22 protein-coding genes are annotated in these 22,718 nt (G+C 40.0%); 11 read left to right on the top strand and 11 right to left on the bottom strand.

Annotated features, from left to right (window positions below):
- Window positions 1-7 precede the first annotated feature (7 nt).
- Both AC3KZC_RS11075 and AC3KZC_RS11070 read left to right on the top strand, forming a co-directional pair.
- Window positions 8-2,224, top strand: a complete 2,217-nt coding sequence (locus AC3KZC_RS11075; RefSeq protein WP_490579423.1) for a TonB-dependent receptor family protein — start codon at window positions 8-10, stop codon at window positions 2,222-2,224.
- 72 nt (window positions 2,225-2,296) lie between these two features.
- On the top strand, window positions 2,297-3,292 hold the full coding sequence (locus AC3KZC_RS11070; protein WP_490579424.1) for a sterol desaturase family protein: 996 nt from the start codon (window positions 2,297-2,299) through the stop codon (window positions 3,290-3,292).
- 37 nt (window positions 3,293-3,329) lie between these two features.
- Here AC3KZC_RS11070 and AC3KZC_RS11065 read toward each other — a convergent pair whose 3' ends face one another.
- The 4 genes from AC3KZC_RS11065 to AC3KZC_RS11050 form a co-directional block, all read right to left on the bottom strand.
- Complete coding sequence (locus AC3KZC_RS11065) at window positions 3,330-4,787, bottom strand: aminoacyl-histidine dipeptidase (RefSeq protein WP_490579425.1); 1,458 nt, start codon at window positions 4,785-4,787, stop codon at window positions 3,330-3,332.
- Window positions 4,788-4,797: 10 nt separating this feature from the next.
- On the bottom strand, window positions 4,798-5,034 hold the full coding sequence (locus AC3KZC_RS11060) for a DUF3820 family protein (protein ID WP_490579426.1): 237 nt from the start codon (window positions 5,032-5,034) through the stop codon (window positions 4,798-4,800).
- Between the two features lie 107 nt (window positions 5,035-5,141).
- Window positions 5,142-5,426 carry a hypothetical protein gene (locus AC3KZC_RS11055; RefSeq protein WP_490579427.1) on the bottom strand — a complete coding sequence of 95 codons (285 nt, stop codon included), beginning with the start codon at window positions 5,424-5,426 and terminating at the stop codon, window positions 5,142-5,144.
- A gap of 320 nt (window positions 5,427-5,746) precedes the next feature.
- Window positions 5,747-7,345 carry a cation:proton antiporter domain-containing protein gene (locus AC3KZC_RS11050; protein WP_490579428.1) on the bottom strand — a complete coding sequence of 533 codons (1,599 nt, stop codon included), beginning with the start codon at window positions 7,343-7,345 and terminating at the stop codon, window positions 5,747-5,749.
- A gap of 507 nt (window positions 7,346-7,852) precedes the next feature.
- Between AC3KZC_RS11050 and AC3KZC_RS11045 the strand changes: the two genes are divergently transcribed.
- The 3 genes from AC3KZC_RS11045 to AC3KZC_RS11035 are packed head-to-tail and all read left to right on the top strand — an operon-like array spanning window position 7,853 to window position 9,710.
- Window positions 7,853-8,596 carry a sporulation protein gene (locus AC3KZC_RS11045; RefSeq protein WP_490579429.1) on the top strand — a complete coding sequence of 248 codons (744 nt, stop codon included), beginning with the start codon at window positions 7,853-7,855 and terminating at the stop codon, window positions 8,594-8,596.
- 47 nt (window positions 8,597-8,643) lie between these two features.
- A complete protein-coding gene (locus AC3KZC_RS11040; protein ID WP_490579430.1) occupies window positions 8,644-9,249 on the top strand; it encodes a rhomboid family intramembrane serine protease in 606 nt (201 codons plus the stop codon).
- A gap of 5 nt (window positions 9,250-9,254) precedes the next feature.
- The gene (locus AC3KZC_RS11035) at window positions 9,255-9,710 is read left to right on the top strand and encodes a GNAT family N-acetyltransferase (protein ID WP_490579431.1); all 456 of its coding nucleotides are present in this window, start codon (window positions 9,255-9,257) and stop codon (window positions 9,708-9,710) included.
- A gap of 34 nt (window positions 9,711-9,744) precedes the next feature.
- Here AC3KZC_RS11035 and AC3KZC_RS11030 read toward each other — a convergent pair whose 3' ends face one another.
- The 6 genes from AC3KZC_RS11030 to AC3KZC_RS11005 form a co-directional block, all read right to left on the bottom strand.
- Entirely contained in the window at window positions 9,745-11,094 is a 1,350-nt protein-coding gene (locus tag AC3KZC_RS11030; RefSeq protein ID WP_490579432.1) for a sodium-dependent transporter, read from the bottom strand.
- 206 nt (window positions 11,095-11,300) lie between these two features.
- Window positions 11,301-12,599: an ATP-binding protein gene (locus AC3KZC_RS11025; RefSeq protein WP_490579433.1), complete on the bottom strand. Its 1,299-nt coding sequence runs from the start codon at window positions 12,597-12,599 to the stop codon at window positions 11,301-11,303.
- Window positions 12,600-12,602: 3 nt separating this feature from the next.
- Window positions 12,603-13,310, bottom strand: a complete 708-nt coding sequence (locus tag AC3KZC_RS11020) for a response regulator (protein WP_490579434.1) — start codon at window positions 13,308-13,310, stop codon at window positions 12,603-12,605.
- Window positions 13,310-13,708, bottom strand: coding sequence for a DUF3019 domain-containing protein (locus tag AC3KZC_RS11015; RefSeq protein WP_490579435.1), 399 nt, complete (start codon window positions 13,706-13,708; stop codon window positions 13,310-13,312). Before AC3KZC_RS11015 ends, AC3KZC_RS11020 begins: the two co-directional genes overlap by 1 nt.
- A complete protein-coding gene (locus AC3KZC_RS11010) occupies window positions 13,698-14,543 on the bottom strand; it encodes a MipA/OmpV family protein (protein WP_490579436.1) in 846 nt (281 codons plus the stop codon). Before AC3KZC_RS11010 ends, AC3KZC_RS11015 begins: the two co-directional genes overlap by 11 nt.
- Window positions 14,544-14,622: 79 nt before the next feature.
- Window positions 14,623-15,441: a hypothetical protein gene (locus AC3KZC_RS11005; protein ID WP_490579437.1), complete on the bottom strand. Its 819-nt coding sequence runs from the start codon at window positions 15,439-15,441 to the stop codon at window positions 14,623-14,625.
- A gap of 249 nt (window positions 15,442-15,690) precedes the next feature.
- On the opposite strand from AC3KZC_RS11005, the gene AC3KZC_RS11000 reads away from it, so the two are divergent.
- Window positions 15,691-16,824: a serine hydrolase domain-containing protein gene (locus AC3KZC_RS11000; protein ID WP_490579438.1), complete on the top strand. Its 1,134-nt coding sequence runs from the start codon at window positions 15,691-15,693 to the stop codon at window positions 16,822-16,824.
- Window positions 16,824-17,309 carry a histidine phosphatase family protein gene (locus tag AC3KZC_RS10995; protein ID WP_490579439.1) on the top strand — a complete coding sequence of 162 codons (486 nt, stop codon included), beginning with the start codon at window positions 16,824-16,826 and terminating at the stop codon, window positions 17,307-17,309. The genes AC3KZC_RS11000 and AC3KZC_RS10995 overlap by 1 nt, the downstream gene beginning before the upstream one ends.
- Window positions 17,310-17,373: 64 nt before the next feature.
- Here the strand turns inward: AC3KZC_RS10995 and yhbY are convergent, their stop codons facing one another.
- A complete protein-coding gene (gene yhbY, locus AC3KZC_RS10990; RefSeq protein WP_490579440.1) occupies window positions 17,374-17,670 on the bottom strand; it encodes a ribosome assembly RNA-binding protein YhbY in 297 nt (98 codons plus the stop codon).
- Window positions 17,671-17,759: 89 nt separating this feature from the next.
- On the opposite strand from yhbY, the gene rlmE reads away from it, so the two are divergent.
- From rlmE to glmM, 4 genes are all read left to right on the top strand, one after another.
- On the top strand, window positions 17,760-18,389 hold the full coding sequence (rlmE, locus tag AC3KZC_RS10985; RefSeq protein ID WP_490579441.1) for a 23S rRNA (uridine(2552)-2'-O)-methyltransferase RlmE: 630 nt from the start codon (window positions 17,760-17,762) through the stop codon (window positions 18,387-18,389).
- 66 nt (window positions 18,390-18,455) lie between these two features.
- On the top strand, window positions 18,456-20,396 hold the full coding sequence (gene ftsH, locus AC3KZC_RS10980) for an ATP-dependent zinc metalloprotease FtsH (protein ID WP_490579442.1): 1,941 nt from the start codon (window positions 18,456-18,458) through the stop codon (window positions 20,394-20,396).
- Window positions 20,397-20,491: 95 nt separating this feature from the next.
- Window positions 20,492-21,340, top strand: a complete 849-nt coding sequence (gene folP / locus AC3KZC_RS10975) for a dihydropteroate synthase (RefSeq protein ID WP_490579443.1) — start codon at window positions 20,492-20,494, stop codon at window positions 21,338-21,340.
- The gene (glmM, locus tag AC3KZC_RS10970; protein WP_490579444.1) at window positions 21,330-22,682 is read left to right on the top strand and encodes a phosphoglucosamine mutase; all 1,353 of its coding nucleotides are present in this window, start codon (window positions 21,330-21,332) and stop codon (window positions 22,680-22,682) included. The genes folP and glmM overlap by 11 nt, the downstream gene beginning before the upstream one ends.
- The last annotated feature ends 36 nt before the right edge of the window (window positions 22,683-22,718 follow it).

Below are 22,718 nucleotides of genomic sequence, written 5' to 3'. Positions count from 1 at the left end.
GAACATGATGAATAAAACATTATTAGCCGTTGCGATTGCGACAGTGGTTACGCCACTTCACGCCAACGAGCAAAGTAAAAAACAACCGACTAATTTAGAGCACATTCAAATAATCAGTCACCACGATAGACTACGCACTGAGTCAGGTTCTGCGACGTTATTAACTGAGGTGGAGCTCGAAAAGTTTGAATATGATGATATTCATCGTATTTTATCCTCAGTGCCAGGGGTTAATATTCGTGAAGAAGATGGTTATGGGTTACGACCTAACATCGGTTTTCGTGGTGTAACACCAGAGCGCAGTAAAAAAATCACGATTTTAGAAGATGGCGTATTGATTGGCCCTGCGCCTTATTCTGCATCTGCTGCGTATTATTTCCCAGTGACTACGCGTATGACGGCTGTTGAAGTGTTTAAAGGGCCTGCTGCTATTAAATTTGGCCCACAAACTGTGGCCGGCACATTGAATATGGTGACGCGCCAAGTGCCTGATTTACAAGAAGGTGCAATTGATATTGCCACAGGCCAAAATGGTTATAAAAAATTACATGGTCATTACGGTAATGCCGTGGATGATGTCAGCTTTTTAGTTGAAGGTGTTCATTTAACGGCTGACGGATTTAAAGATCTTGATGGCGGCGGTAGCACGGGCTTTAATAAAAACGATTTACTCGCCAAAGTACGTTATCAATTTAACGCGATAGGATTTGAGCAAAACGTCCAGCTTAAGTTGTCTTATGCCGACGAAACATCGCATGAAACCTATTTAGGCCTAACAGACAGTGATTTTGCTGACACTCCGTATCGACGTTATGCTGCGACGCAACCGGCATTGATGGAAACAGCGCATCAACAAATTATGTTTAGCCATAATATGCATAACAATGCCTTTAGCTTAACGACTCGTTTGTATCGCAATGATTACGAGCGCGATTGGTTAAAATTAAACGCACTTGGTAATACTAAAGCAAGTTTATCGGCCATTTTAGCCGACCCGCAAATCTATCAAGCTGAATATGACGTAATCACCGGTGAGCGTAATTCTGTTTTAAGTGGCGAAACGAGTCACAACTTAGTGATGGGTACGAATGCTCGTGAATACTATTCACAAGGATTGCAATTAGACGGGACATGGCAATTTAACCTGTTCAATTTTGAGCATAAATTGTCCTTTGGTGCCCGTTATCACCAAGATGAAATCGACCGCAGCCATTTTGAAGAAGTCTTTTTGATGGAAGATGGTGTTGCGATGAAAGTTGCGGGTAGTCGATATGATACCTCTCAAAACATTGAAAGTACGGACGCCCTTGCCGTTTACCTCGAAGACGCCATTACTCTGGATAAATTAACTCTTACAGCAGGTGTAAGAGGTGAATTTATGGATATGCATTATCGCAATAAGGCCAATATCAACGATTGGCAAGATAAAAATGCCCGTATTTGGTTGCCTGGTTTAAGTGGCTTTTATCAGTTCTCTGATTCTGCCGGTATGCTGTTTGGTGTGCACCAAGGATTTGTGCCGTCAAGTCCACAACAAGGCAATGATATAGAGCTTGAGAAAAGTGTGAACTATGAGTTTGGTGGGCGTTTTAACGATGGCATTACTCAGTTTGAAATGGTGAGTTTCTTTAATGATTACAGTAATCTAAAAGAAAGCTGCTCGCAGTCTAACTGTGGCGATGACACCTTACTTGATACCGAGTTTAATGGTGGAGCAGTGCATGTATATGGTTTAGAAACTCAATTTGCACAGCGTTACCCGTTAAATATGCAGATTGAAGTGCCTTATAGTGTGGTTTACACCTATACCAAAAGTGAATTTCAAGAAGAAATCTTCTCTGATTTTGTGCAGTGGGGGCATGTTAAAAAAGGTGATGAATTACCTTATTTACCGACTCATCAAGCGACGTTTAATTTAGGGCTTAGCAGCGAAAATTGGCGCATTAACATGGCGTTTAAATACGTTAGCAGCATGAAAGAAACGGCAGGTCGCAGTTGGCAATCAGAAGCGGGTCAGCAAGTTGATTTACCACTAGCTGGCATTAAAACCGATTCAGCTACTGTGATTGATGTGTCAGCGAGTTATGATATTGGTCAGTTTGGTCTTATTTACGCCAAAGTAGATAATATTACTGATAATGTAAATGTGATCAGTCGCCGTCCTTATGGCGCAAGACCAAATAAACCAAGGCAGTTCTCGATTGGTTATAAATATCAATTTTAATGGTTGATAATATGGCCTAACAGGGATTAAACCCTTTTAGGCCATAAATGATTTAAGCAATAAGGATACACAGTGTTAGATGTGTTAAATGACAGTATTTTCGCTTTGCCTAGTTACTTTACGGATGCCAATAAGCGTATATTTTCCCTGTATTTAGCATCCGCATTGGTTATGGCCATCCCTGTCTTTTTGGCTGCTACTTCCAATACAGCTGAACGAACAATCTTACGCTTTCTTGCCTTTGTTTTTCCAAAACGAGTTTGGCTGCATCACAGCGCAAAACAAGATTACGTTTTGTGGGTGCTCAATAAAGTATTAAAAGCGCTATTATTTGGGCCTATTGTGTTAACTATGGTGCCGGTCGCACTTTTTTTTGCCGATGGATTAGAGTGGTTATTTGGTGCCTTTTCACCGCTTTTATGGTCAAAACCGACCGTGATTGCAATTTTCACTTTTGCTTTATTTATTGTTGATGATTTAACTCGGTTTTTACTGCACTTTGCATTACATAAAATTGATTTTTTATGGCATTTTCATGCGGTGCATCACTCGGCTAAAGTTTTAACGCCGTTTACTATTTATCGTACTCATCCTGTTGAAAGCTATTTATACGCCTGTCGCATGGCGATTGTTCAAGGTAGTGTGGTTGGCTGTGGCTATTATTTTTTTGGTGGCTCACTGAGTATGTTTGATGTGCTGGGTGCGAATGTGTTTGTCTTTCTTTTTAATTTGTGTGGTTCAAATTTGCGTCACTCACACATCTGGTTTAGTTTTGGTGACAAGATTGAGGGGGTGTTTATTAGCCCTGCACAACATCAAATTCATCACAGTAATAACCCAATTCATTTTGATACGAACTTAGGCTCTGCGTTGGCTATTTGGGATAAGCTAACGGGCACTTTAATAAAAGCTTCAGAAGTGCAAAATATTGAAATAGGCATTGGTAAATACGATGTTAAACATGACTCAATTGCCGAAATTTATTGGCGTCCAGTCATTAATGCCGTTATGAGTTTAAAACCTAAACGATCGGGTTCGGTTAAAAATAATACTAAAATTGAGTCATAAAAAAACGCCTTAACGGCGTTTTTTATGGTTGATAGTGTTAGGCTTTAACCGGAATGTTTTTCAGAACATTGACTAGTAAATCATAAAATGGCGCAACAGTATCAATTTTAACTTTTTCGTCAGGCGAATGAGGAAAACGAATCGTTGGGCCAAACGACACCATATCCCAATGCGGATATGCATCTTTAAATAAGCCACACTCTAAGCCTGCGTGGATCACCATGATCTTTGGTAACGTACCAAACATGCTTTGATAGGTCTCGCGTAATAAATCCTTGATTGGGGATTCGGCTTTTGGCTGCCAACCTGGGTACGCACCTGAACAGAGAACTGATGCACCCGCTAATTCAAAGTTCGAGCAAATCATATTTTGCGTATTGGTGCGGGCGCTGTCGATCAATGAGCGCACTAAACACTGAATTTTAATATGATCATCAGCCATTTTAATGACCCCTAAGTTGGTTGATGTTTCAACCACACCAGGGATTTCATCACTCATGCGTATAACTCCATTAACACAGGCATTCACTGCGTTAATAAGCGTACGTTGACTACTTGGGCTCAATTGCGTCGCAGGTTGCTCTGTGGCTGTGAGCGTAACAGCAAGGTTGGTTTCAATCGTGCTTAATTCAGCCTTTAAAACGTCATTGTAATGCGCAATAGCCGTTTCAAGTGCGCTGATATCTGATGGCGCACATAAAATGATAGCGTTACTCTCGCGCGGGATTGCATTACGCAGTGAGCCGCCAGCAAATGTGCTAATGCTTAACTCAAGTTGGCTAAATTGTTTAAAAAAGCGAGCGAGTAATTTATTGGCATTGGCGCGTCCGGTATGGATATCAACCCCTGAGTGGCCGCCTTTTAGGCCTTTGATGCTTAAAATAAATGCCGCATGTGCTGGGTTTACTGAGTTAAATTCAACCGGTAGTGATACGTTTACATCAATCCCACCGGCGCAGCCCATGTACACTTCACCTTCGTCTTCTGAATCAGTATTGAGTAAAATCTCGCCGTCTAACCAACCGGCTTCTAAGCCAAATGCGCCAGTCATGCCAGCTTCTTCATCTGTGGTTACTAGCACCTCAAGTGGACCGTGAACAACATCCTTACTAGCAAGTACCGCTAAACATGCGCTTAAACCAATGCCGTTATCTGCACCTAAGGTGGTGCCATTGGCAGTCACCCATTCGCCATCAACATAGGCTTCAATTGGGTCGGTGGTAAAATCATGTACTTTGTCGGCGTTTTTTTGCGGCACCATGTCCATATGGGCTTGTAAAACAACACCTTTACGGTCTTCCATCCCCGCGGTTGCTGGTTTTTTTATAATAAGGTTGCCCACTTTATCCTCTTTTACTTCAAGGTTAAGCTCTTGAGCAAATGATTGGATCCAAGCCGAGATTTGTGCCTCATGTTTACTTGGATGCGGGATTGAACAGATTTTTTCAAAAATAGACCATAAAGGTTGTGGTGAGAGTTGGTTTAGTGTTGTCACAAAAAGTACCTTAATTATGTCGAGAAAAAGAGGGTTTAGCATGGAGCAGCGGCATCAGCATACTTTCAAGTCCGTTGAGTTTTACTTCATAGATGAGCGCGAGCTGTTGACCAAGTTTCGAATCCGGAAACCCTTGTTGTTTAAACCACACTAAATAGGGCTCAGGTAACAGCAAAAGGGGTTGGCCAGCGTATTTACCAAAAGGCATTATGGTATTAATAGCGGCACTTAGCGCTGCAGGATCCATGTGATAAACCTAGAAAAAATAAAAGCCCATTATAATGGGCTTTTGAAGGAGAAAATAGACCAACGGGGCATTGTTGGTCTATCAATGAGGCAGTAGGGCCTCGGGATTTAGTGCCAAACAGGTTTTTCACCGCGATAGAAACCTTGCTGATTGAGCTTAACTTTAAAGTTAGGGGCATCAACTTCGCTTGGTACTGGTTCAGCGCGCAGTGGGTGTTGCATTGGTACTTGGTACATATCTAGCATTTTTTGAAATAACGCTTCACGCAATTGATCAGGGCTTATCCCCTTGCTTTGTATGTGCTCAAGTTCAGTTTGTACCCTCACAAGTAAATCAGCATGTGAATCTGCTGCAATCGCTTGGTGTTGCAATCTGCTATCAAATTTTGCCATTTCTGACTCCTTATAACGGTTTTACAAAATAATTAAAGAAGGTGTGTTTAAAATCTTGCCAAGTGAATTTTTGTGTTAAAAATAGATACTTAGGCTTATTTTTGATGCTGTAAGTGTACGATGAACATGCAATGGAAAGCTAATTCCGATGTAAATGTTTGTAAATAGATGTGCGTGTTTGTTTCTGTTATGTTAACGGCGAAAAAGGTAACTTACTGAAGCTCAAATGAAAATAATTATCAGTCCCAATAATAGGGGCTGATAATTATTTTTACAAAAAGGAAGAGGCGTTAGGTTTAGGTTGATTTCAGCTTTACTTTTTAAGCTGAGGGTGAATTTGTTGTTGTATCTTTAAATAAATGCTCTTTAACATGCTCCGCAAAACCGGTTCCCGCTTCAAGATAGAAGTTGTAAGTCGAATTAACACCAAGCTGTTGTAATTCTCTTTGTTGATCAGGATAGTTAGCAATAGCGGTGACTTGCCCGCTATAGCCTGAGAGCTTAATTTGCTCAAGTGCAATGAGGTTTTGCACATGCTTGGGCATAGCAAGCATAACCATCTCCACCTCTGAATGATTAATACGCTGCCAAAAATCAGGATCGGTAGCGTCGGCTAAGATAGCAAATCGACCTCGACTTAAATGGCGCTCGATACATTCTGGGTTAATATCAACACCGCCAACCATGTCAGGATAACTATGGGCAATCGCTTCATAAGCACCTGTACCAATGCGGCCCATGCCAAAAATTAAAATTTTTGTATGGTTTAGGTTTACCGGCATTTCTTCGGCAAGTCGCACATTGGATTCAAATTTAAAGAGCCAATTTTCAAGTTTGACGTAAATATCATTCGCACGGTTATTAAGTGGTGAAGCAATAATAAACGTAATCGAAACAGAAATAGCTACAACAGCAAGCCATTCAGGTGTCAGCCAACCGCTACTTGCCGCAAGTGCACAGACGATTAAGCCAAACTCACTGTAATTAGACAGTGTGAAAGCCCCTAATAATGACGTGCGGGCTCGCAGATGAAACATGTTTGTAAGCACATAATATAATGCCACTTTGATAGGTAGCACTGAGATGATAAGTAATGATACAACAAAGGCTTGTGCCGTTAACTGAGCATTAAGACCGATGCTCAAGAAAAACCCCACTAAAAGTAAATCTTTAAAGCTCATCAGTGACTTTGCAAGTTCCCCAGCTTTTCGATGAGATGCTAGTAACATCCCAATAATCAATGCGCCTAAATCGCCTTTTAATCCAGCAAATTCAAATGCGTGATAACCAATCACTAAGGCAAAAAAGAAGCCAAATAATGGTAATACTTCACCGTGTTTTGAACGATTTAATACCCAAGAAAAAACAGGACGAATGAAAAATAAACCGACAACTAAGGCAATTGCCCAGTAATTTGGCACTTTACCGGTACTCACAGCTAAAAATAACACCGCAAAAACATCTTGCATGACTAAAATACCGATCGCTATTTTACCGTGCAAACTGCCCATTTCACCGCGTTCTTCTAGTACTTTTACGGCAAAAACGGTACTTGAAAAACTTAACGCAAAACCAAGTAATAATGCTGACTCTGCTGATAAGTCAGTAAAAAGAGGCAACCCGAAAAAACCAAGTAATAACAAAAAGCCGCAAAACAAGGCGCTGCTGAGGATAATATGAAGGCTTGCCGGTGCCCAAACTTGTAGTTTGGTTAAGTGATCTATTTTTAGTTTAAGCCCAATGCTAAACAATAATAAGGTGACACCGAGCGCTGCAATGTTTTCGAGTAAATCGGTACTTTGATAGCCCGCTAAATTGAGTAAAAATCCAGCTGCTAGAAACCCAATCAGCGGAGGTAATTTTAATTGAAGGACAATAAAGCCACAGACGAAGGCGGTAGCAAAAAATATTAGTTCCATATCCCTGATTCATCATAAATTTTTTTGTTAGTTTACCTAACAATATATCACTTTGTTAGTAAAGTAGGCCAAAAAACTAAATAAGCTGAGCTTTGGTTAAGAGATTTACTAACGTATTGATATTGAATTGGTAAATGTTTTTTCAAGTCTGTAGCCGGAAACGTTTAAGGATAACAAGGCGAATTTACGCGTCAATAGCTGGCCTATTGTAAGTAAATTCAACGCCGTTAGCGTTGAAAGTAGCCGCTGGAGATAAATTTATTATCCAGAGCTCAGGTTAAATAGATAGCGTTGAATAAGAAATTCAAGTGTGTGTATTTAGGAGATTGCGACTAAATTTACCTTTTTATTGATAAACCTATCCATTTTCATAGAAGTTATTACCAAATCACACTGTAATAGCAGCTTAAATGAATAAATTATTTCTATTTTCATTTTTTTCGCTGACAAGCTGAAACAAATGTGGTTAATATGCAAATCAAAGGATAAACATAACAGGAGTACACTATGTTTAAAAAAATCCTCGCATCTATTGGTGTAGGTGCTGCCAAAGTGGATACTGTTTTACAAACTGAACATTTGCATCCAGGTCAACGTTTTAGCGCTGAAATAATTATTACCGGCGGTGATGTAGAGCAAGAGATTTCTGGTCTAGAGCTCTCTTTAATGACCAAAGTGAAAGTTGAATCAGAAGAGGGGAGTTATTTCGTTAATCATGTAATTGATAAATGGAAAATTGTCGATAAATGTACTGTCGCACCCGGTGAAGAAAAGCGTATTCCTTTTGAAGCGCGTCTTCACTCCGAAACGCCAATCACTGAAATTCATACGGGTTTAAATCAATCAAGTGTTTGGTTGGCTACGGGTTTAAACATTGATATGGCACTTGATCCTACTGATAAAGACCCTATTTATGTCAGTCCTAATGATGCAGTGCGTACGTTTATGCAGGCAATGGAGCGAATTGGGTTTGCCTTAGTAAAATCAGATGTTGAAAAGGGATACTTAACTGCGCCAAGTTTTCATTCAACATCAGGTTGTTATCAAGAACTTGAGTATCGCCCTAAGAGTCAAAGTGTTTTTGGTATTCGTGAAGTTGAATTATCATTTGTACCTGAGCTTCATAAAACGCATGTGTTAATTGAACTTGACCGTGCTTTTAGACAAGATGGTTATGTTGATTTAACAATTGAACATGATCAGGTCAATTTATCTAAAATTTGCGATCAATTAGAGCGTTTACTTAATTAATCTAGTTGGGCAGCATGGCTGCCCTTTGTCTTTGGTGGTGGCTTAATATGGCCAAATCGACCGTAAAATTACTTCCTTTTTTACTTACTAGCCTTATTTTATTGGTGAGTATCCATTTAGTTAATATTCTTTTTATGATGAAGCTCAATCATTTTGGTATTTTACCAAGGCATGGTTCTGGGTTGTATGGCATCATTTTGCATCCATTTTTACATGCAAACTGGCAGCATCTTGCACAAAATTTAGTATCATTTTCGGTGCTTGTTGCGTTGGCTTGGCCTTTAAAACCTCAGCGAGTAATGTGGGTATTAGTTGGGTCAACGGTATTTGCAGGTTGTGCTGTATGGCTTGTTGGGCGTGAATCTATTCATATTGGTTTAAGTGGTGTGGTGTATGCGCTTTGGGCATATATTCTGGTCTTTGCAATATTTCAGCGTAGTATCAAATCGTTAGTTATCGCCGTAGTGGTAATGTTTTTATATGCTTCATTAATTTGGGGTTTATTACCCGTTGTGCCCGGTATGAGTTTTGAAACCCATTTATTTGGAGCGTTGGCAGGTGGGTTAATCGGTTATTGGTATGCAAAGCGCGATAAAAAACATGAATTGAGCAAAAGTTTACGCTATCGCACAGAGCAAGAATTAAAAAGGTGATGGTTATGCTAGAGATTAAAATTAAGACCTTTAATGAACTCTCTACAATAGAATTTTATCAGATAGGTAAATTGCGTATAGATGTGTTTGTTGTAGAGCAGCAATGCCCTTATCATGAGCTCGATAGTCATGATACTGATAACAACACTCAACATGTGATGCTCTATCAAAATCAGAGTTTAGTAGGGTATGCGCGGTGTTTAAAGCCATCTGCAACATTTAAAGGTGCAGCAATTGGTCGTGTTGTTGTGGCTAGCAGCGCAAGAAGGCAAGGGATCGCGCATTTACTAATGAATACTGCCATAAAGCATACAGACTTAGTGTGGCCATATTCAGATATTTTTATCTCAGCTCAAAGTTACTTATTAAAATTTTACAGTGGGTTAGGATTTGAAGTGTGTTCTGAGCCGTATTTAGAAGATGGTATTCCCCATCAAGATATGAAATTAAAAAAGCGCTAAAAAAATAGCGCTTTTTTATGAGTAAATTTACTTTTTACAATACTGAATTTAGAAATACTAAACCGATACAGATAGGGCAAACGTACTTTATGTACCACGGCCAAACCTTCCAAAATAGGGTATGTTCAGCTTCAGGCATGCCTTGCTTAATTTCTTGTAATAAATCACCGCGATGCCAGAGCCATCCTGCAAAAATACAGCACATTAGCCCAAGTAAAGGTTGTCCAAATTGAGTGGTGACTTTAATCACTAAACCAAACAAAGCTGCAAAGTTAAACACAATGGTAAAGCTGATTAAGGCAATAATACCTCCAATCAGCCACGTGGCTTGCACACGGTGCATGCCGAATTTTTCTACAGCATAGGACACCGGTGCTTCAAGCATTGAAATCGATGAGGTGAGGGCTGCTATCGACATTAACGCGAAAAAAGCGAAACTAACAACGAGTCCTACATTGCCCATGCTATCAAATAACGCAGGGAGTACCTGAAAGACTAATGTATCTTCAGAGAGTAAGGCGCCTGACTCTGAAAAAATTTGAACTCCTTGCGCTTGAGCAACATACATAGCAGGAATAATAAGTAAGCCAGCAACAAATGCAATAAAGACATCGATTAAAGTAACGTATGCACCTAAGGTAACTAAGTTTTCTTTGCGGCTGATATAAGAGCCATAAATTATCATTACACTTGTGCCTAATGAGAGTGAAAAGAACGCTTGCCCAAGAGCACTTACCAGTAATTGAGGTTCGAAAATTCTACTGAAATCAGGTACTAAATAAGCTTGCAGCCCTTTCATCGCGCCATCTTGTGTTAATACATAAGCGATAAGAGAAAACAGGATTATCAATAAAGCAGGCATTAAGCGCTTTGACCATTTTTCGATCCCATTTTCAACACCGCGACTGATGATAGCGACAGTCAGCACGGTAAAAAAAGCTGTAAACAAGAGGTCGCGGATTAATGATTGCTCAGTTAACCATGAAGCAGCTTCAGGTTGGCCTGCAATTATCGCTATGGGCTCGATGGTTGCTGCCATCATCCAGCCTGCAACAATGGCATAAAAGCTCAAAATAAGAGACGCGCAAACAATCCCACCAAAACCAACTATAAAAGCTGTTTTGTGGCCCAATCCAGGTTTAGATATTTTTCTAAGGGCTGTAACAGCATTAGACTGACCATGGCGGCCAATGGTTAACTCTGCCATTAAGGCTGGGTAGGCTAAACAAAACGCTAATACTAAATAGGCAAATACAAAAGCAGCTCCACCATTGCTTGCTGTTTGGGTTGGAAATCCCCAGATATTGCCAAGTCCAACAGCGGAACCTGCGGCGGCCATAATAAAACCAAAACGGGAGCTAAACTCCCCTCTAACACTGCTCATTTTATCGTAATTCTCATTTTTTAGACGGCGGACACAATCTACTTGAATTAAGATTAAATAAAAAGTGCTAATTGCTTGATGTAACTCAATTCGTAAGCGCGATAAACCAAGTATGTCGGCTCAATAGTGTATCGATTTTAAAACAACAATCTAACGTATTGATAACAATGATGGTTAAATCATTGTTATCAATGTAAATGTATCGTTTAGCTTACATTGGCACGTGGGCACTGTAAGGGAAGGCTTAAGGTAAATCGCGCCCCTTTGAGTGTTGGAGACTGATCGACTTGAATGAGGCCAAAATGCCAATCGACAACTTTAGCTGCAATGGCAAGCCCTAAACCATAACTTTTATCACTGCGATTACGGTGGTTTTGTTCTTTAAAAAAGGGTTCAAATACATTGAGCCAGTTCTCTTTAGCAATGCCTGGGCCATCGTCTTCGATATAAATATGGGTACAGTGTTCGTCTTGTTTTGCACTTAAGCGAATTGTTTTGTCTGCAAAATCACAACCATTGCCTAATAAATTAATAATTGCACGACCTAACCAGTGCAGATCCGCTTTTATTAGTAAATTAGGGCAATCAATTTCGAGGCTTAAATTTTTATGGTGAACTTTAGGCTGAACTTGTTGAGCGAGATTCGCTAAATATGTGTTGAGCTCAATCGGGCTAAAACTGATTTGATAAGAGTTTTTTTCTAATGTGGCAAATTCTAAATACGTTTTTAGCATGCACTCCATATGGTCAAGATCGTTTTCCATCCGCGAAAGGTACATATCTTTTTTCGCCATGTCGGTCGTATCAAGTGCCGCATCTAAACCAAAACGTAAGCATGCTACCGGTGTTCGAATATCGTGGGATAAGCTTGACGCCAGTAACTTATTTTCTTCGATAAGTTTTTGGATTTGCGCTGCCATGCGGTTAAAAGCCGACTCAACATCGGAAATATAGGTAAATTTACTGAGTTTAATGCGTGCAGAAAGGTCACCACTGGCAAATTGCTGCGATGCTTTATACAGCAAGCTTAAGCGTTTTGTTAATGGCGATAGCCACACCCACATAAGTAGGCATACCCCTAAATAAAAACTAAGGGTTAAAATTAAATCGAACCGATGGACTGTTTGGTCTGGTTTCACCAAGCGCATTTCTAAATGATGTGTGTTAAAAAGCGGATGGGATTTAATAATATAAAACCCTAATTCATCTTCAAGCATTAACCCCCCAGGTATGGTGAGGTTATCAATTAAACTTTGGGGTAACGCAAGTTCATCATTGGCATTAAATGTGAGCGATTGTTTAAAATGCTGTGCTAGGTTTTTTGTTGCTAATTGTTTGTTTGGGGCTGCTGCAATTTGTTCTGAAAAACCATCGATGAGCTGTTTTTCAATTGCAAAGTCATCAACTGGGTTATGCTCAATTTGGCTAAAGGTATCAATTAACCACCCAAGGGCAAATAAAGATAAAAACGCGCTTAGTAAAAGCGAAATATAAAGTTTTTTCATAGCTTACCAAGCGGCCGAAACCAGCAAATAGCCTTGACCCCAGATGGTTTTAATTTTTTGAGGGTTTTGTGGATCATCGGCAAATTTTTTCCGTAGCGCTGAAATTAATACATCGACTGAGCGATCTAGTCCATCGTATTCGCGTCCTTTAGTAGCCATAAACACAGCGTCTCGGTCGAGCACTTTGTCAGCGTTAGAAGCTAAAAAGCTTAACAATGAATACTCGGCATTTGATAATACAACCTCAGTATTAGCGACTTTTACATTACGTGAACGTAAATCAATGCTCAATTGTCCCACTTCTATACGCTCGACCGGTTCATCTTGAGAGTGCGTATTTGACTGAGCCGCTCTAAGGGCGGATTTGATTCGAGCAAGCAAGGCGCGAGGCCGTACAGGCTTGATAATATAATCAGATGCACCAACTTCAAGACCAATGACTTCGTCAACCTCTTCACCTTTTGCGGTCAGTAGAATAATGGGCTGCTGATAAAAGCTGCGTAATTCACGGCACACACTAATACCATCCATTGCTGGCAACATAATATCGAGTAAAACGAGAATGGGATCGTGTTGTTTAACTAAGCGCACAACATAATCACCGCGATGACATAAAATAACATGGAAACCTTGCTCTGTGAGGTATTCACTAACCCATTGCGCCAATGATAAGTCATCTTCAACTAATAAAATTTTGCCGTAATTTTCCATTAAAATAATCTCCAACGTCGCTTTTTTTGTTTGCTGGTATAAACCCAATTGACTAACACTTCAGTTGCGCTAAAAACATGACCCGTTTGGGTACTTACAAGCTCAAAATGTTGAGTGTGTGTTGAGTTGAATTCATAAGTATGACTGCCTTCTTTTTGTGATAACCAGCATTGCATGACTTTTTTATTATCGATATTGCGCAAGCAATAATCGCCAATCAGAGGTTGCTGCCACTGTAAAGTGACAATGGCATAGCAGCTGCTACCTTCTCGCAGTGCAACACATTTATTTGGCGTCGCATCTAGCTTGTATTCAGACTGAGGTGCAATGGATTCATCTGCATGGGCAATCTGCGCAGCAACTGAAAAATAAAAAATAATTATCATTTTAAAATACATATCGCACGCCTACCTTGGCTTTATGCTGATACTGCTTTGAAACAATAGGGCTGTCACTGATAGAGGGTGAAAACCACGTTGATAGCCATCCTGCTAAAAAAACCCAGTTTTCGTTAATTGGATACTCAGCATGAAATTCAGCAACAGCGTTTATGCCAATACCGGGTTGGTAAAGTGGGCGCAGAGCCGTGGCTTCGTCTGTTGATATGCCAAAATAGTAATCAACAAATTCAGATGAGTATAAATTTAACCCTGTGCCAGCCCGAAACTCCCAATTACGCCAAGTTTTGATGTGACTGATAAAGCTATTAAATGCCCAACCGTGGTGGCTGCCAGATACATCTTGTAAGAGCTCAAATGATAATTGCGAGTCACTAATGCGACGTGTTAGGCGAAAACCAACGTCAAAGTCGGAATCGCGGGTGTTAATTCCGGCTAATTCTTCAACAATAGTATTGCTATTATAATAAGTGCCGTACTCATTAAAGCCATCTTGCAGATTGGTGCCTATGATATCGAGCCCCCAATCGTATTTATCGATGAGGCTGTAACCTAAGGTAAAGTTGCCACTGAGTTGGCTGTTATCTGCATCAAAATAAAATTTATTATATGAAGCAGATAGATTTATATTTATTTCTGGACCATCCAAAAGAGGATCTACACCAGTTAAATAACTGTTGGCAACAAAATACCCTAATCCAAAACTCCAATCCCAAACAAAACCTTCAGTTGGCTCAAGAGCGTTGTCAGCATAATAACGATTACTAGCTTGTACGTTACCGACCCATAATAAAGCTAATAAAAGCAGGTAGTTGAACTTTGATGATGCTGACATTGCGTCCCTTTAAGTCAAGTGTGTAATACGCGTCATTGTATTGGAAAAATCACACGTGAAGTTGTAAAAAATTGTAGTACTAAATCACATTAAGTTTGTTAATAAGTTCAGTGAGTAAAAAGGTTTGAAGTTGCTGTGAAATATTTTTTTCATTGTTTACAGCGCAATAGCCAGAGATAAATCTGGGTGTTGAGGCTGTTTCAGCAACGATATACTTCGGAGGAACTACAGGTACTGTTGCGCGAACTAAACGGGCTTGTTCGCTATTTTGTTCATCGACAAATTTTTTAACTTCTTTTTTATTAGTAATTATTTGCGCCCAATCAACTTTATAAGTGAGTTCAGTGTGGCCAAGTGTAGTGTTATCTGCAGCTGCGGTGGCAAACCACACTACGTTGCCGGTTTTGGTATTCGTTAATCGAATGCCTACGGTACCTTTAATTGACGAACACGATTGTGGATTTAACTGTGTAAATTTTTGTTGAACAACGAAAGGAAGCGATGCGTCTTTTTCTAGGAGATAGTCTATTTTATCACCTTCGACAAACTCTAATTTTGTGATGGTTAAGCGATAATCTGAATCGATACTTTTATCAAGTTGTAATACCAAACCTGCAGCAGAAAATTGCTTTTTAAGTGTGCTAAACAACTCTGAGTCTTCAGCTAATGTTGGATTAATCAGTGTGATTATTTGACCCTTTAATAAAGGGCGCGCAGGTAATTGAACTGATTGAATTTGGAGCTCAGTTGGATTAGCCCGATAAATAACATCATAGCTATTATTCTGTAGTTTAGGAGGGGTTGGTATGGCTAATAGTGGAGCCGGCTCAGTTAATAACTGACAACCAGACAGCATGAGCAAAGAGATAAACATCATTAGCTGATAAACATTTAACATCGGATCGTTCTCAAAGTGTGGGGCTTTTAATTAATAATCATAAATTCTACCACAAGTTGGTTTGAAAAAATAAACTAGCCTACTGCGAGGCGATGAAAGGTTTTATAATTGCAGATATTTCATGATAAAGTGCTGCCAATACCGTTAATTGCGCTGTGTTTAAATAATGAGTAAGAGCATTGTTTCGATATTTTAGCGCTTTGCACTAACGTCAAAAATAATGATTTATCTAATAAGTGTGGAGTGAAGATGCCTCAAAAAATTTGGCTAGTGGCGTTGTTACTGAGTTTTTCAGTCAGTGCTAGCCCAAAAGAATGGGAGCACCTAGTCGACTCCTATGTCAAAGAACTAGAACAAAAGCTAAAAGCGAAAAAAATTCCTGGTGCTGCTCTTTCGATTGTGAAAGCTAACCATAGCTCAGTAGCTATTGGGATTGGAACTACCCAAGTGAGTAAAGGTAAGGCTGTTACGGCAAGTACGCGATTTCGTTTGGCATCGGTCTCTAAAACATTTGCTGGTTCTTTGGCGGCCAAGCTTGCAAGTGAAGGTGCATTTGCACTCAATGATCCTGTCGCTAAATACCTCCCCGCGTTTCATTTTGAAAATTATGATAAAAAATTACGGATTTATCATTTGCTCAGTCATTCAGGGGGGTTAGTCCCTAACGCCTACGACAATTTAATTGAATCAAGAATGAAATATCCAGATATTCAGGAGAAGCTATCAGAAGTAAAGCCTATGTGCTCACCGGGAAGTTGCTACGGTTATCAAAATGTTATGTTCAGTCTAATTGGCGACATTACTCAAAAAAGTACTGGCTTGAGTTATGAGACATGGCTCAAAGAAATGTTTTTTAAACCACTCAATATGAAAAATGCCAGTGTGGGTTATGACGCAATGATCGCAGATGATGATTATGCTCTTCCTCATGTTATGGCAAGAAAACGCTGGCATACAGCAAAATTAAAAAGCGATTATTACAAAGTTGCGCCAGCTGCGGGTGTCAATGCGAGCGCCGCTGATATGGTGCAGTGGTTAAAAGCACAATTGGGGCAATACCCTGCTGTTTTAAATGAAAGTGCGCTGAGCAAACAAGTTAAGCCTTACACAAAAACTAAAAAAGAAATGAGCCGTCGTGTTTGGCGTAATAAATTAAAAGAGGCTGATTATGGGCTGGGGTGGCGTATTTATAATTATGGGGGTGAAACACTTTACTACCATAGTGGCTGGGTTCAAGGATATCGAGCAGATATCGTAGTTGTTCCACGGTTAGAGGTAGGCTTTAGTTTAATGATCAATGCAGAAGCCGGTATTATTAATGAGCTAACCACCGATTTTATAGACGCGCTTTTAGCTTCTAAAGCTAGTAAAAGGAGTATTTAGTGAAAGCGAATTTAGTTATTTCGACCTTTATTCTACTGCTTTGTACAAACGTCATGGCGAAGCCAGAAACAATAGTGCTTATTCGTCATGCTGAAAAACAAGTAGGCTCAAACCCTTCACTCAGTGCCAAAGGTCAAAAAAGAGCAAGTGCTTGGGTCTCAGTCTTAGCGCCTTATTCTGTTGAGCAGCTCTTTAGCACCAATTATAATCGCACAATAGAAACAATAACGCCTTTAGCCAAGGAGCTAAAAAAAGAAGTGCTTTTTTATAACCCTGCACATTTATTGGAATTTAAAAATCAGCTTTTAACATTAAATAGTGCAGTGTTGGTTGTCGGGCATAGTAATACGACACCTATATTAGCTGGCTTGCTCAGTGATACACATCAAGTACAGTGGGCTGAAACTAATTACAATACGTATTATGTTTTAACTCTGCTTGATGATAGGTATGTGATTGAGCTAAAACACTTAGCAATAGAGTAAGCTGAGATAAAAACAAAAAAGTCAGCCTGAGCTGACTTTTTAATTAGAACACTAAAAATTTAACCTAATTTTTAGGTAACAGTATTTTCTTGTCTTTGCTTTGACGATAAATCACCATAATGTGGCCTATTGTCTGTAGCTTAACTGCACCGGTCTCACGAGTAATTGCATCAAAAATAAGCGCTTTGGTTTCGCGGTCATCTGTTGGTACTTTTACTTTAATTAATTCGTGGATGTCTAATGCATTAGATATCTCTACGATTACACCTTCGGTTAAACCGTTGTTTCCTAGTAAAACCACAGGCTTAAGACCATGTGCTAGGCCTTTTAAAAACTGTTTTTGCTTGTTTGATAATATCATGTTGTTACAAATTTCGTTGGATAAAGCTTGAATTATCGGTATTCTAACGCCATCTAGAGAATAATACTAATTTTGTTGAGTGTAATTTCATGACAAAAAAAAAGCACTCGGCCAGTTCTAAACGCTGGTTGATGGAGCATTTTGATGATCATTATGTCTTAGAAGCCCAAAAACGGGGATTGCGCTCACGTGCAATGTTTAAATTAGAGGAGTTGCAAACAAAAGATAAATTAATCAAAGATGGTATGACTGTCGTTGATTTGGGCGCAGCACCGGGTAGTTGGTCGCAATATGTTGCTGAGTTAATCGGTTTTAAAGGTAAAGTGATTGCCTGTGATATTCTTCCTATGGACCCCCTGGCCGATGTGGAATTTTTGCAAGGTGATTTTCGTGAAGAAGCTGTGCTAAATGCTTTGTTGGAACGTATAGGTGGTAAAACTGTTGATGTAGTGTTGTCGGACATGGCACCTAACATGAGCGGTCATTTATCTGTAGATCAAGCTGGCAGTATGTATCTTGTTGAATTAGCATTAGACATGTGCCATCAAGTGTTAAAGAAAAATGGCAGTTTTGCTGTAAAAGTATTCCAAGGAGAAGGGTTTGAGCAATTTGTTCATGATGTAAGGTCGTGTTTTACCACTGTCAAAATTCGTAAACCAGATTCTTCAAGAGCGCGTTCACGAGAAGTTTATATAGTAGCGACAGGATACAAACTGTAGTACATTAGGTCAGGTAATCCTGGAATTTTAATTAATTGAAAACAAGAGGTTAACCCCTTGAGTGATATGGCTAAAAATCTCATACTCTGGTTAGTTATCGCCGTCGTTTTGATGTCGGTATTCCAGAGCTTTAATCCAAGCGATCATGCAGATCGTAATACAAGTTATTCTCAGTTTATTAACGACGTGCGCAGTGGTGCTGTTCGTGAAGTCAAAATGGACCAAGGTTCAGGTACTGTGAATGGTATTAAAAATAGCGGTGAGCGTTTCACTACTATCATGCCAATGTATGATAGTGACTTAATGAATGATTTATTAAAAAATGGTGTTAACGTTGTTGGTCAGCCTCCAGAAGAACAATCATTCTTAGCAAGTATTTTTATATCTTGGTTCCCAATGTTATTGCTTATTGGTGTATGGATTTTCTTCATGCGTCAAATGCAAGGCGGTGGTGGCAAAGGCGCAATGTCATTTGGTAAAAGCAAAGCGCGTCTAATGGGTGAAGACCAAGTCAAAACTACGTTTGCTGATGTTGCTGGTTGTGATGAAGCAAAAGAAGATGTCACGGAGTTAGTTGACTTTTTACGCGACCCTTCAAAGTTCCAAAAGTTAGGCGGTAGTATTCCTAAAGGCGTACTAATGGTTGGTCCTCCTGGTACAGGTAAAACTTTACTTGCCAAAGCGGTAGCAGGCGAAGCTAAAGTACCTTTCTTTACTATTTCAGGCTCTGACTTTGTTGAAATGTTCGTAGGTGTCGGTGCATCACGTGTGCGTGATATGTTCGAACAAGCTAAAAAAGCGGCCCCATGTATTATCTTTATCGATGAAATCGATGCGGTAGGTCGTCAACGTGGTGCAGGTATGGGTGGTGGTCACGATGAGCGTGAGCAAACGCTTAACCAAATGTTAGTTGAAATGGATGGTTTTGAAGGTAATGAAGGTATTATCGTTATTGCTGCAACTAACAGACCAGATGTACTAGATCCTGCACTACTTCGTCCTGGTCGCTTTGACCGCCAAGTGGTAGTCGGTTTACCTGATATTCGTGGCCGTGAGCAAATCCTTAAAGTACACATGCGTAAAGTACCTTTATCTGACGATGTTAAAGCATCTGTAATTGCTCGTGGTACACCGGGTTTCTCAGGTGCCGATTTAGCTAACTTAGTTAATGAAGCTGCACTTTATGCTGCACGTGGTAATAAGCGTGTTGTGAGCATGGCTGAATTCGATGCAGCAAAAGATAAAATCATGATGGGCGCTGAGCGTAAATCAATGGTTATGAGTGAACAAGAGAAAGAAATGACAGCTTACCATGAAGCAGGTCATGCGATTGTGGGGCGTTTAGTCCCAGAGCATGACCCAGTTTATAAAGTGTCTATCATTCCTCGTGGTCGTGCATTAGGTGTAACAATGTATTTACCTGAGCAAGACCGAGTAAGTCACTCTAAACAGCATCTTGAATCAATGATTTCGAGCCTGTACGGTGGTCGTATAGCAGAGCAATTGATTTATGGTTTTGAAAAAGTGACTACAGGTGCCAGTAATGACATTGAGCGTGCAACTGAAATCTCGCGTAAAATGGTTACGCAATGGGGTTTAAGTGAAAAGTTAGGCCCACTTCTTTATGCTGAAGAAGAAGGTGAAATTTTTATGGGCCGTAGTTCGGCTCGTGCAAAGAGTATGTCGAATGAAACAGCTAAAGTAATTGATGCTGAGGTTCGAGATTTATCAGATCGTAACTATCAACGTGCTGAACAAATATTAAAAGATAATATTGATATTTTACATAGCATGAAAGATGCACTGATGAAGTACGAAACTATTGATGCAAAACAAATCGATGATTTGATGGCTCGCCGTGATGTACGTCCACCTACAGATGCTCACGATAATCATTACAAGCAAAAAGATGAGGTAAAATCTGAAGACAAACCTGTTGAAGAAACTGAAACATCTGAAGTTGTTGAGCAAAAAACAACATCTAAGCTTGATGATCAAGATAAATAAGCGGTAAAATCCGATTACAAAACCCCGACCTTTCGGGGTTTTTTATTATTCACACTTCGTTGCACACAATACAGCAATGTATTGATAGGTAATGTATGCCTTTACTACAGTTAAAAAATGGCCGAACGCTTGATTTGAGCCAGCCCAATATAATGGGCATTCTAAACACAACCCCAGACTCATTTTCTGATGGCGGCCACCACAACACTCTCGACAGCGCTGTCATTAAAGCGAATAAAATGTTATCAGATGGCGCTACTATTATTGATATCGGTGGTGAGTCTACCCGACCGAATGCGCCTGATGTGGCTTTAGAAGAAGAGTTGCAACGTACTATCCCAGTGATAAAGGCATTGAGAGCTCAATCAAATTGCATTATTTCAATTGATACCAGTAAGGCGCAAGTTATGGCGCAAGCCATCGCAGCAGGGGCTGATATCATAAATGATGTTCGTGCATTACAAGAGCCTGGTGCTTTAGATATTGCTGCTTCGATGAATGTACCTGTTTGCATAATGCATATGCAGGGGCAGCCACGTACGATGCAAGAAAACCCTTATTACGACAATCTCATTGAAGATATTCAACGTTTTTTTATGCAACGAATAGATGCTTGTCAGCAAGCGGGTATTAAGCTTAAACATATTATCCTAGATCCTGGCTTTGGTTTTGGTAAAACGTTAAGTCACAACTATGAACTTTTAAAACGATTAGATGAATTTAACTTAATGGGTTGCCAGATATTGGCTGGTCTTTCACGAAAGTCGATGATCGGAAATTTATTAAATAAACCGACAGATGAACGACTGGCGGGATCCTTAGCGGGTGCGCTAATCGCCATGCAAAAAGGCGCAAAAATAATACGAGTACATGACGTTGCACAAACGGTCGATGTATTAAAAGTTTGGCAAGCGACAGAACAAGGAATTAAACGTGAGCAATAAAAAATATTTCGGTACAGATGGTGTCCGTGGTTTAGTCGGTGAGTATCCAATTACTCCAGGCTTTGCCCTTAAATTAGGTTGGGCTGTAGGGAAAGTACTTTCTAAAGCGGGTACGAAAAAAGTGCTTATAGGGAAAGATACCCGTATTTCAGGTTATTTATTAGAAACATCTTTAGAGGCAGGGCTTATTTCAGCTGGGATTAACGTGGTGCTTTTAGGCCCGATGCCAACGCCTGCGGTAGCGTATTTAACACAAACTTTTCGTGCAGAAGCCGGTATTGTCATTAGTGCATCACATAACCCTTTTCATGATAATGGTATTAAATTTTTTTCAAGCCAAGGACTGAAGCTAGCTGATGAAGTTGAATTAGAAATTGAAGCCATGCTAGATGAAGAGATGACTTGTGTCTCTTCTGAACGTCTAGGTAAAGCTCGTCGATTGGAAAACGCGGATGGCCGTTATATTGAATTTTGCAAAAGCCAATTTCCAAATCGTATGTCATTAGCTGGGTTAAAAATTGTTGTCGATTGTGCAAATGGCGCAACATACCATATCGCTCCTTCGGTATTAGCGGAGCTAGGTGCTGAGGTGGTTAGTTTTGCTTGCCAACCAAACGGACTCAATATTAATTTGGAATGTGGTGCTACTCATGTTGATGGGTTGGTGCGCAAAGTGCTTGAAGAAAAAGCCGATGTTGGTATTGCTTATGATGGGGATGGTGATCGCGTCATGATGGTTGACCGCAAAGGCAGAGTATTTGATGGTGATGACATTGTTTATATCCTAGCTTGTCAAGCTCAACAAGACGGCAGTTTAGGTGAAAGTGGTGTAGCAGGCACAGTGATGTCTAACATGGGTCTTGAAAATGCGTTGATCCAACGTGGGATCCCTTTTGCTCGCAGTAAAGTGGGTGATCGCTATGTAATGGAATTGTTAAAAGAAAAAGGATGGAAGATCGGTGGTGAGAGTTCGGGACACATTCTAAATCTTGATTTAACTAGTACAGGTGATGGTATTATTTCAAGTCTTCAAGTACTTGCAGCAATGATAGCTCAAAATAAAACACTTGAAGATCTAGGTAAAGGCTTTGTCAAGTATCCGATGAAAATGATTAACGTGCGTTATCCACAAGGAACGGATCCTGTAAGCGATGAGCGAGTGGTTCAAGCAGTCAAAGAAGTCGAAGTATTACTAGCGGGTAAAGGTCGGGTGTTATTACGAAAATCGGGTACGGAACCTGTTGTTCGAGTCATGGTTGAAGCTGAGCAAGAGAAGCAAGTGCTAGATAGTGCGAAGAAAATAGCACTTGTTGTTGAAAGTGTGAGCAATCAGACTGTTTAATCAAACAATTTTCTTGAATCTTAGGGTGAGTCGAGT

The organism is Pseudoalteromonas sp. J2K-J031 (genome assembly GCF_058197095.2).
This window is presented reverse-complemented; position numbering and strand designations above follow the sequence as displayed.

Bases quoted from the DNA above. Each gene is read 5' to 3' on its own strand.
- AC3KZC_RS11075 (WP_490579423.1), top strand. From the start codon at position 8: ATGAATAAAACATTATTAGCCGTTGCGATTGCGACAGTGGTTACGCCA.
- AC3KZC_RS11060 (WP_490579426.1), bottom strand. From the start codon at position 5,034: ATGGATCCTGCAGCGCTAAGTGCCGCTATTAATACCATAATGCCTTTT.
- AC3KZC_RS11055 (WP_490579427.1), bottom strand. From the start codon at position 5,426: ATGGCAAAATTTGATAGCAGATTGCAACACCAAGCGATTGCAGCAGAT.
- AC3KZC_RS11050 (WP_490579428.1), bottom strand. From the start codon at position 7,345: ATGGAACTAATATTTTTTGCTACCGCCTTCGTCTGTGGCTTTATTGTC.
- AC3KZC_RS11045 (WP_490579429.1), top strand. From the start codon at position 7,853: ATGTTTAAAAAAATCCTCGCATCTATTGGTGTAGGTGCTGCCAAAGTG.
- AC3KZC_RS11040 (WP_490579430.1), top strand. From the start codon at position 8,644: ATGGCCAAATCGACCGTAAAATTACTTCCTTTTTTACTTACTAGCCTT.
- AC3KZC_RS11035 (WP_490579431.1), top strand. From the start codon at position 9,255: ATGCTAGAGATTAAAATTAAGACCTTTAATGAACTCTCTACAATAGAA.
- AC3KZC_RS11030 (WP_490579432.1), bottom strand. From the start codon at position 11,094: ATGAGCAGTGTTAGAGGGGAGTTTAGCTCCCGTTTTGGTTTTATTATG.
- AC3KZC_RS11025 (WP_490579433.1), bottom strand. From the start codon at position 12,599: ATGAAAAAACTTTATATTTCGCTTTTACTAAGCGCGTTTTTATCTTTA.
- AC3KZC_RS11020 (WP_490579434.1), bottom strand. From the start codon at position 13,310: ATGGAAAATTACGGCAAAATTTTATTAGTTGAAGATGACTTATCATTG.
- AC3KZC_RS11015 (WP_490579435.1), bottom strand. From the start codon at position 13,708: ATGTATTTTAAAATGATAATTATTTTTTATTTTTCAGTTGCTGCGCAG.
- AC3KZC_RS11010 (WP_490579436.1), bottom strand. From the start codon at position 14,543: ATGTCAGCATCATCAAAGTTCAACTACCTGCTTTTATTAGCTTTATTA.
- AC3KZC_RS11005 (WP_490579437.1), bottom strand. From the start codon at position 15,441: ATGTTAAATGTTTATCAGCTAATGATGTTTATCTCTTTGCTCATGCTG.
- AC3KZC_RS11000 (WP_490579438.1), top strand. From the start codon at position 15,691: ATGCCTCAAAAAATTTGGCTAGTGGCGTTGTTACTGAGTTTTTCAGTC.
- yhbY (WP_490579440.1), bottom strand. From the start codon at position 17,670: ATGATATTATCAAACAAGCAAAAACAGTTTTTAAAAGGCCTAGCACAT.
- rlmE (WP_490579441.1), top strand. From the start codon at position 17,760: ATGACAAAAAAAAAGCACTCGGCCAGTTCTAAACGCTGGTTGATGGAG.
- ftsH (WP_490579442.1), top strand. From the start codon at position 18,456: ATGGCTAAAAATCTCATACTCTGGTTAGTTATCGCCGTCGTTTTGATG.
- folP (WP_490579443.1), top strand. From the start codon at position 20,492: ATGCCTTTACTACAGTTAAAAAATGGCCGAACGCTTGATTTGAGCCAG.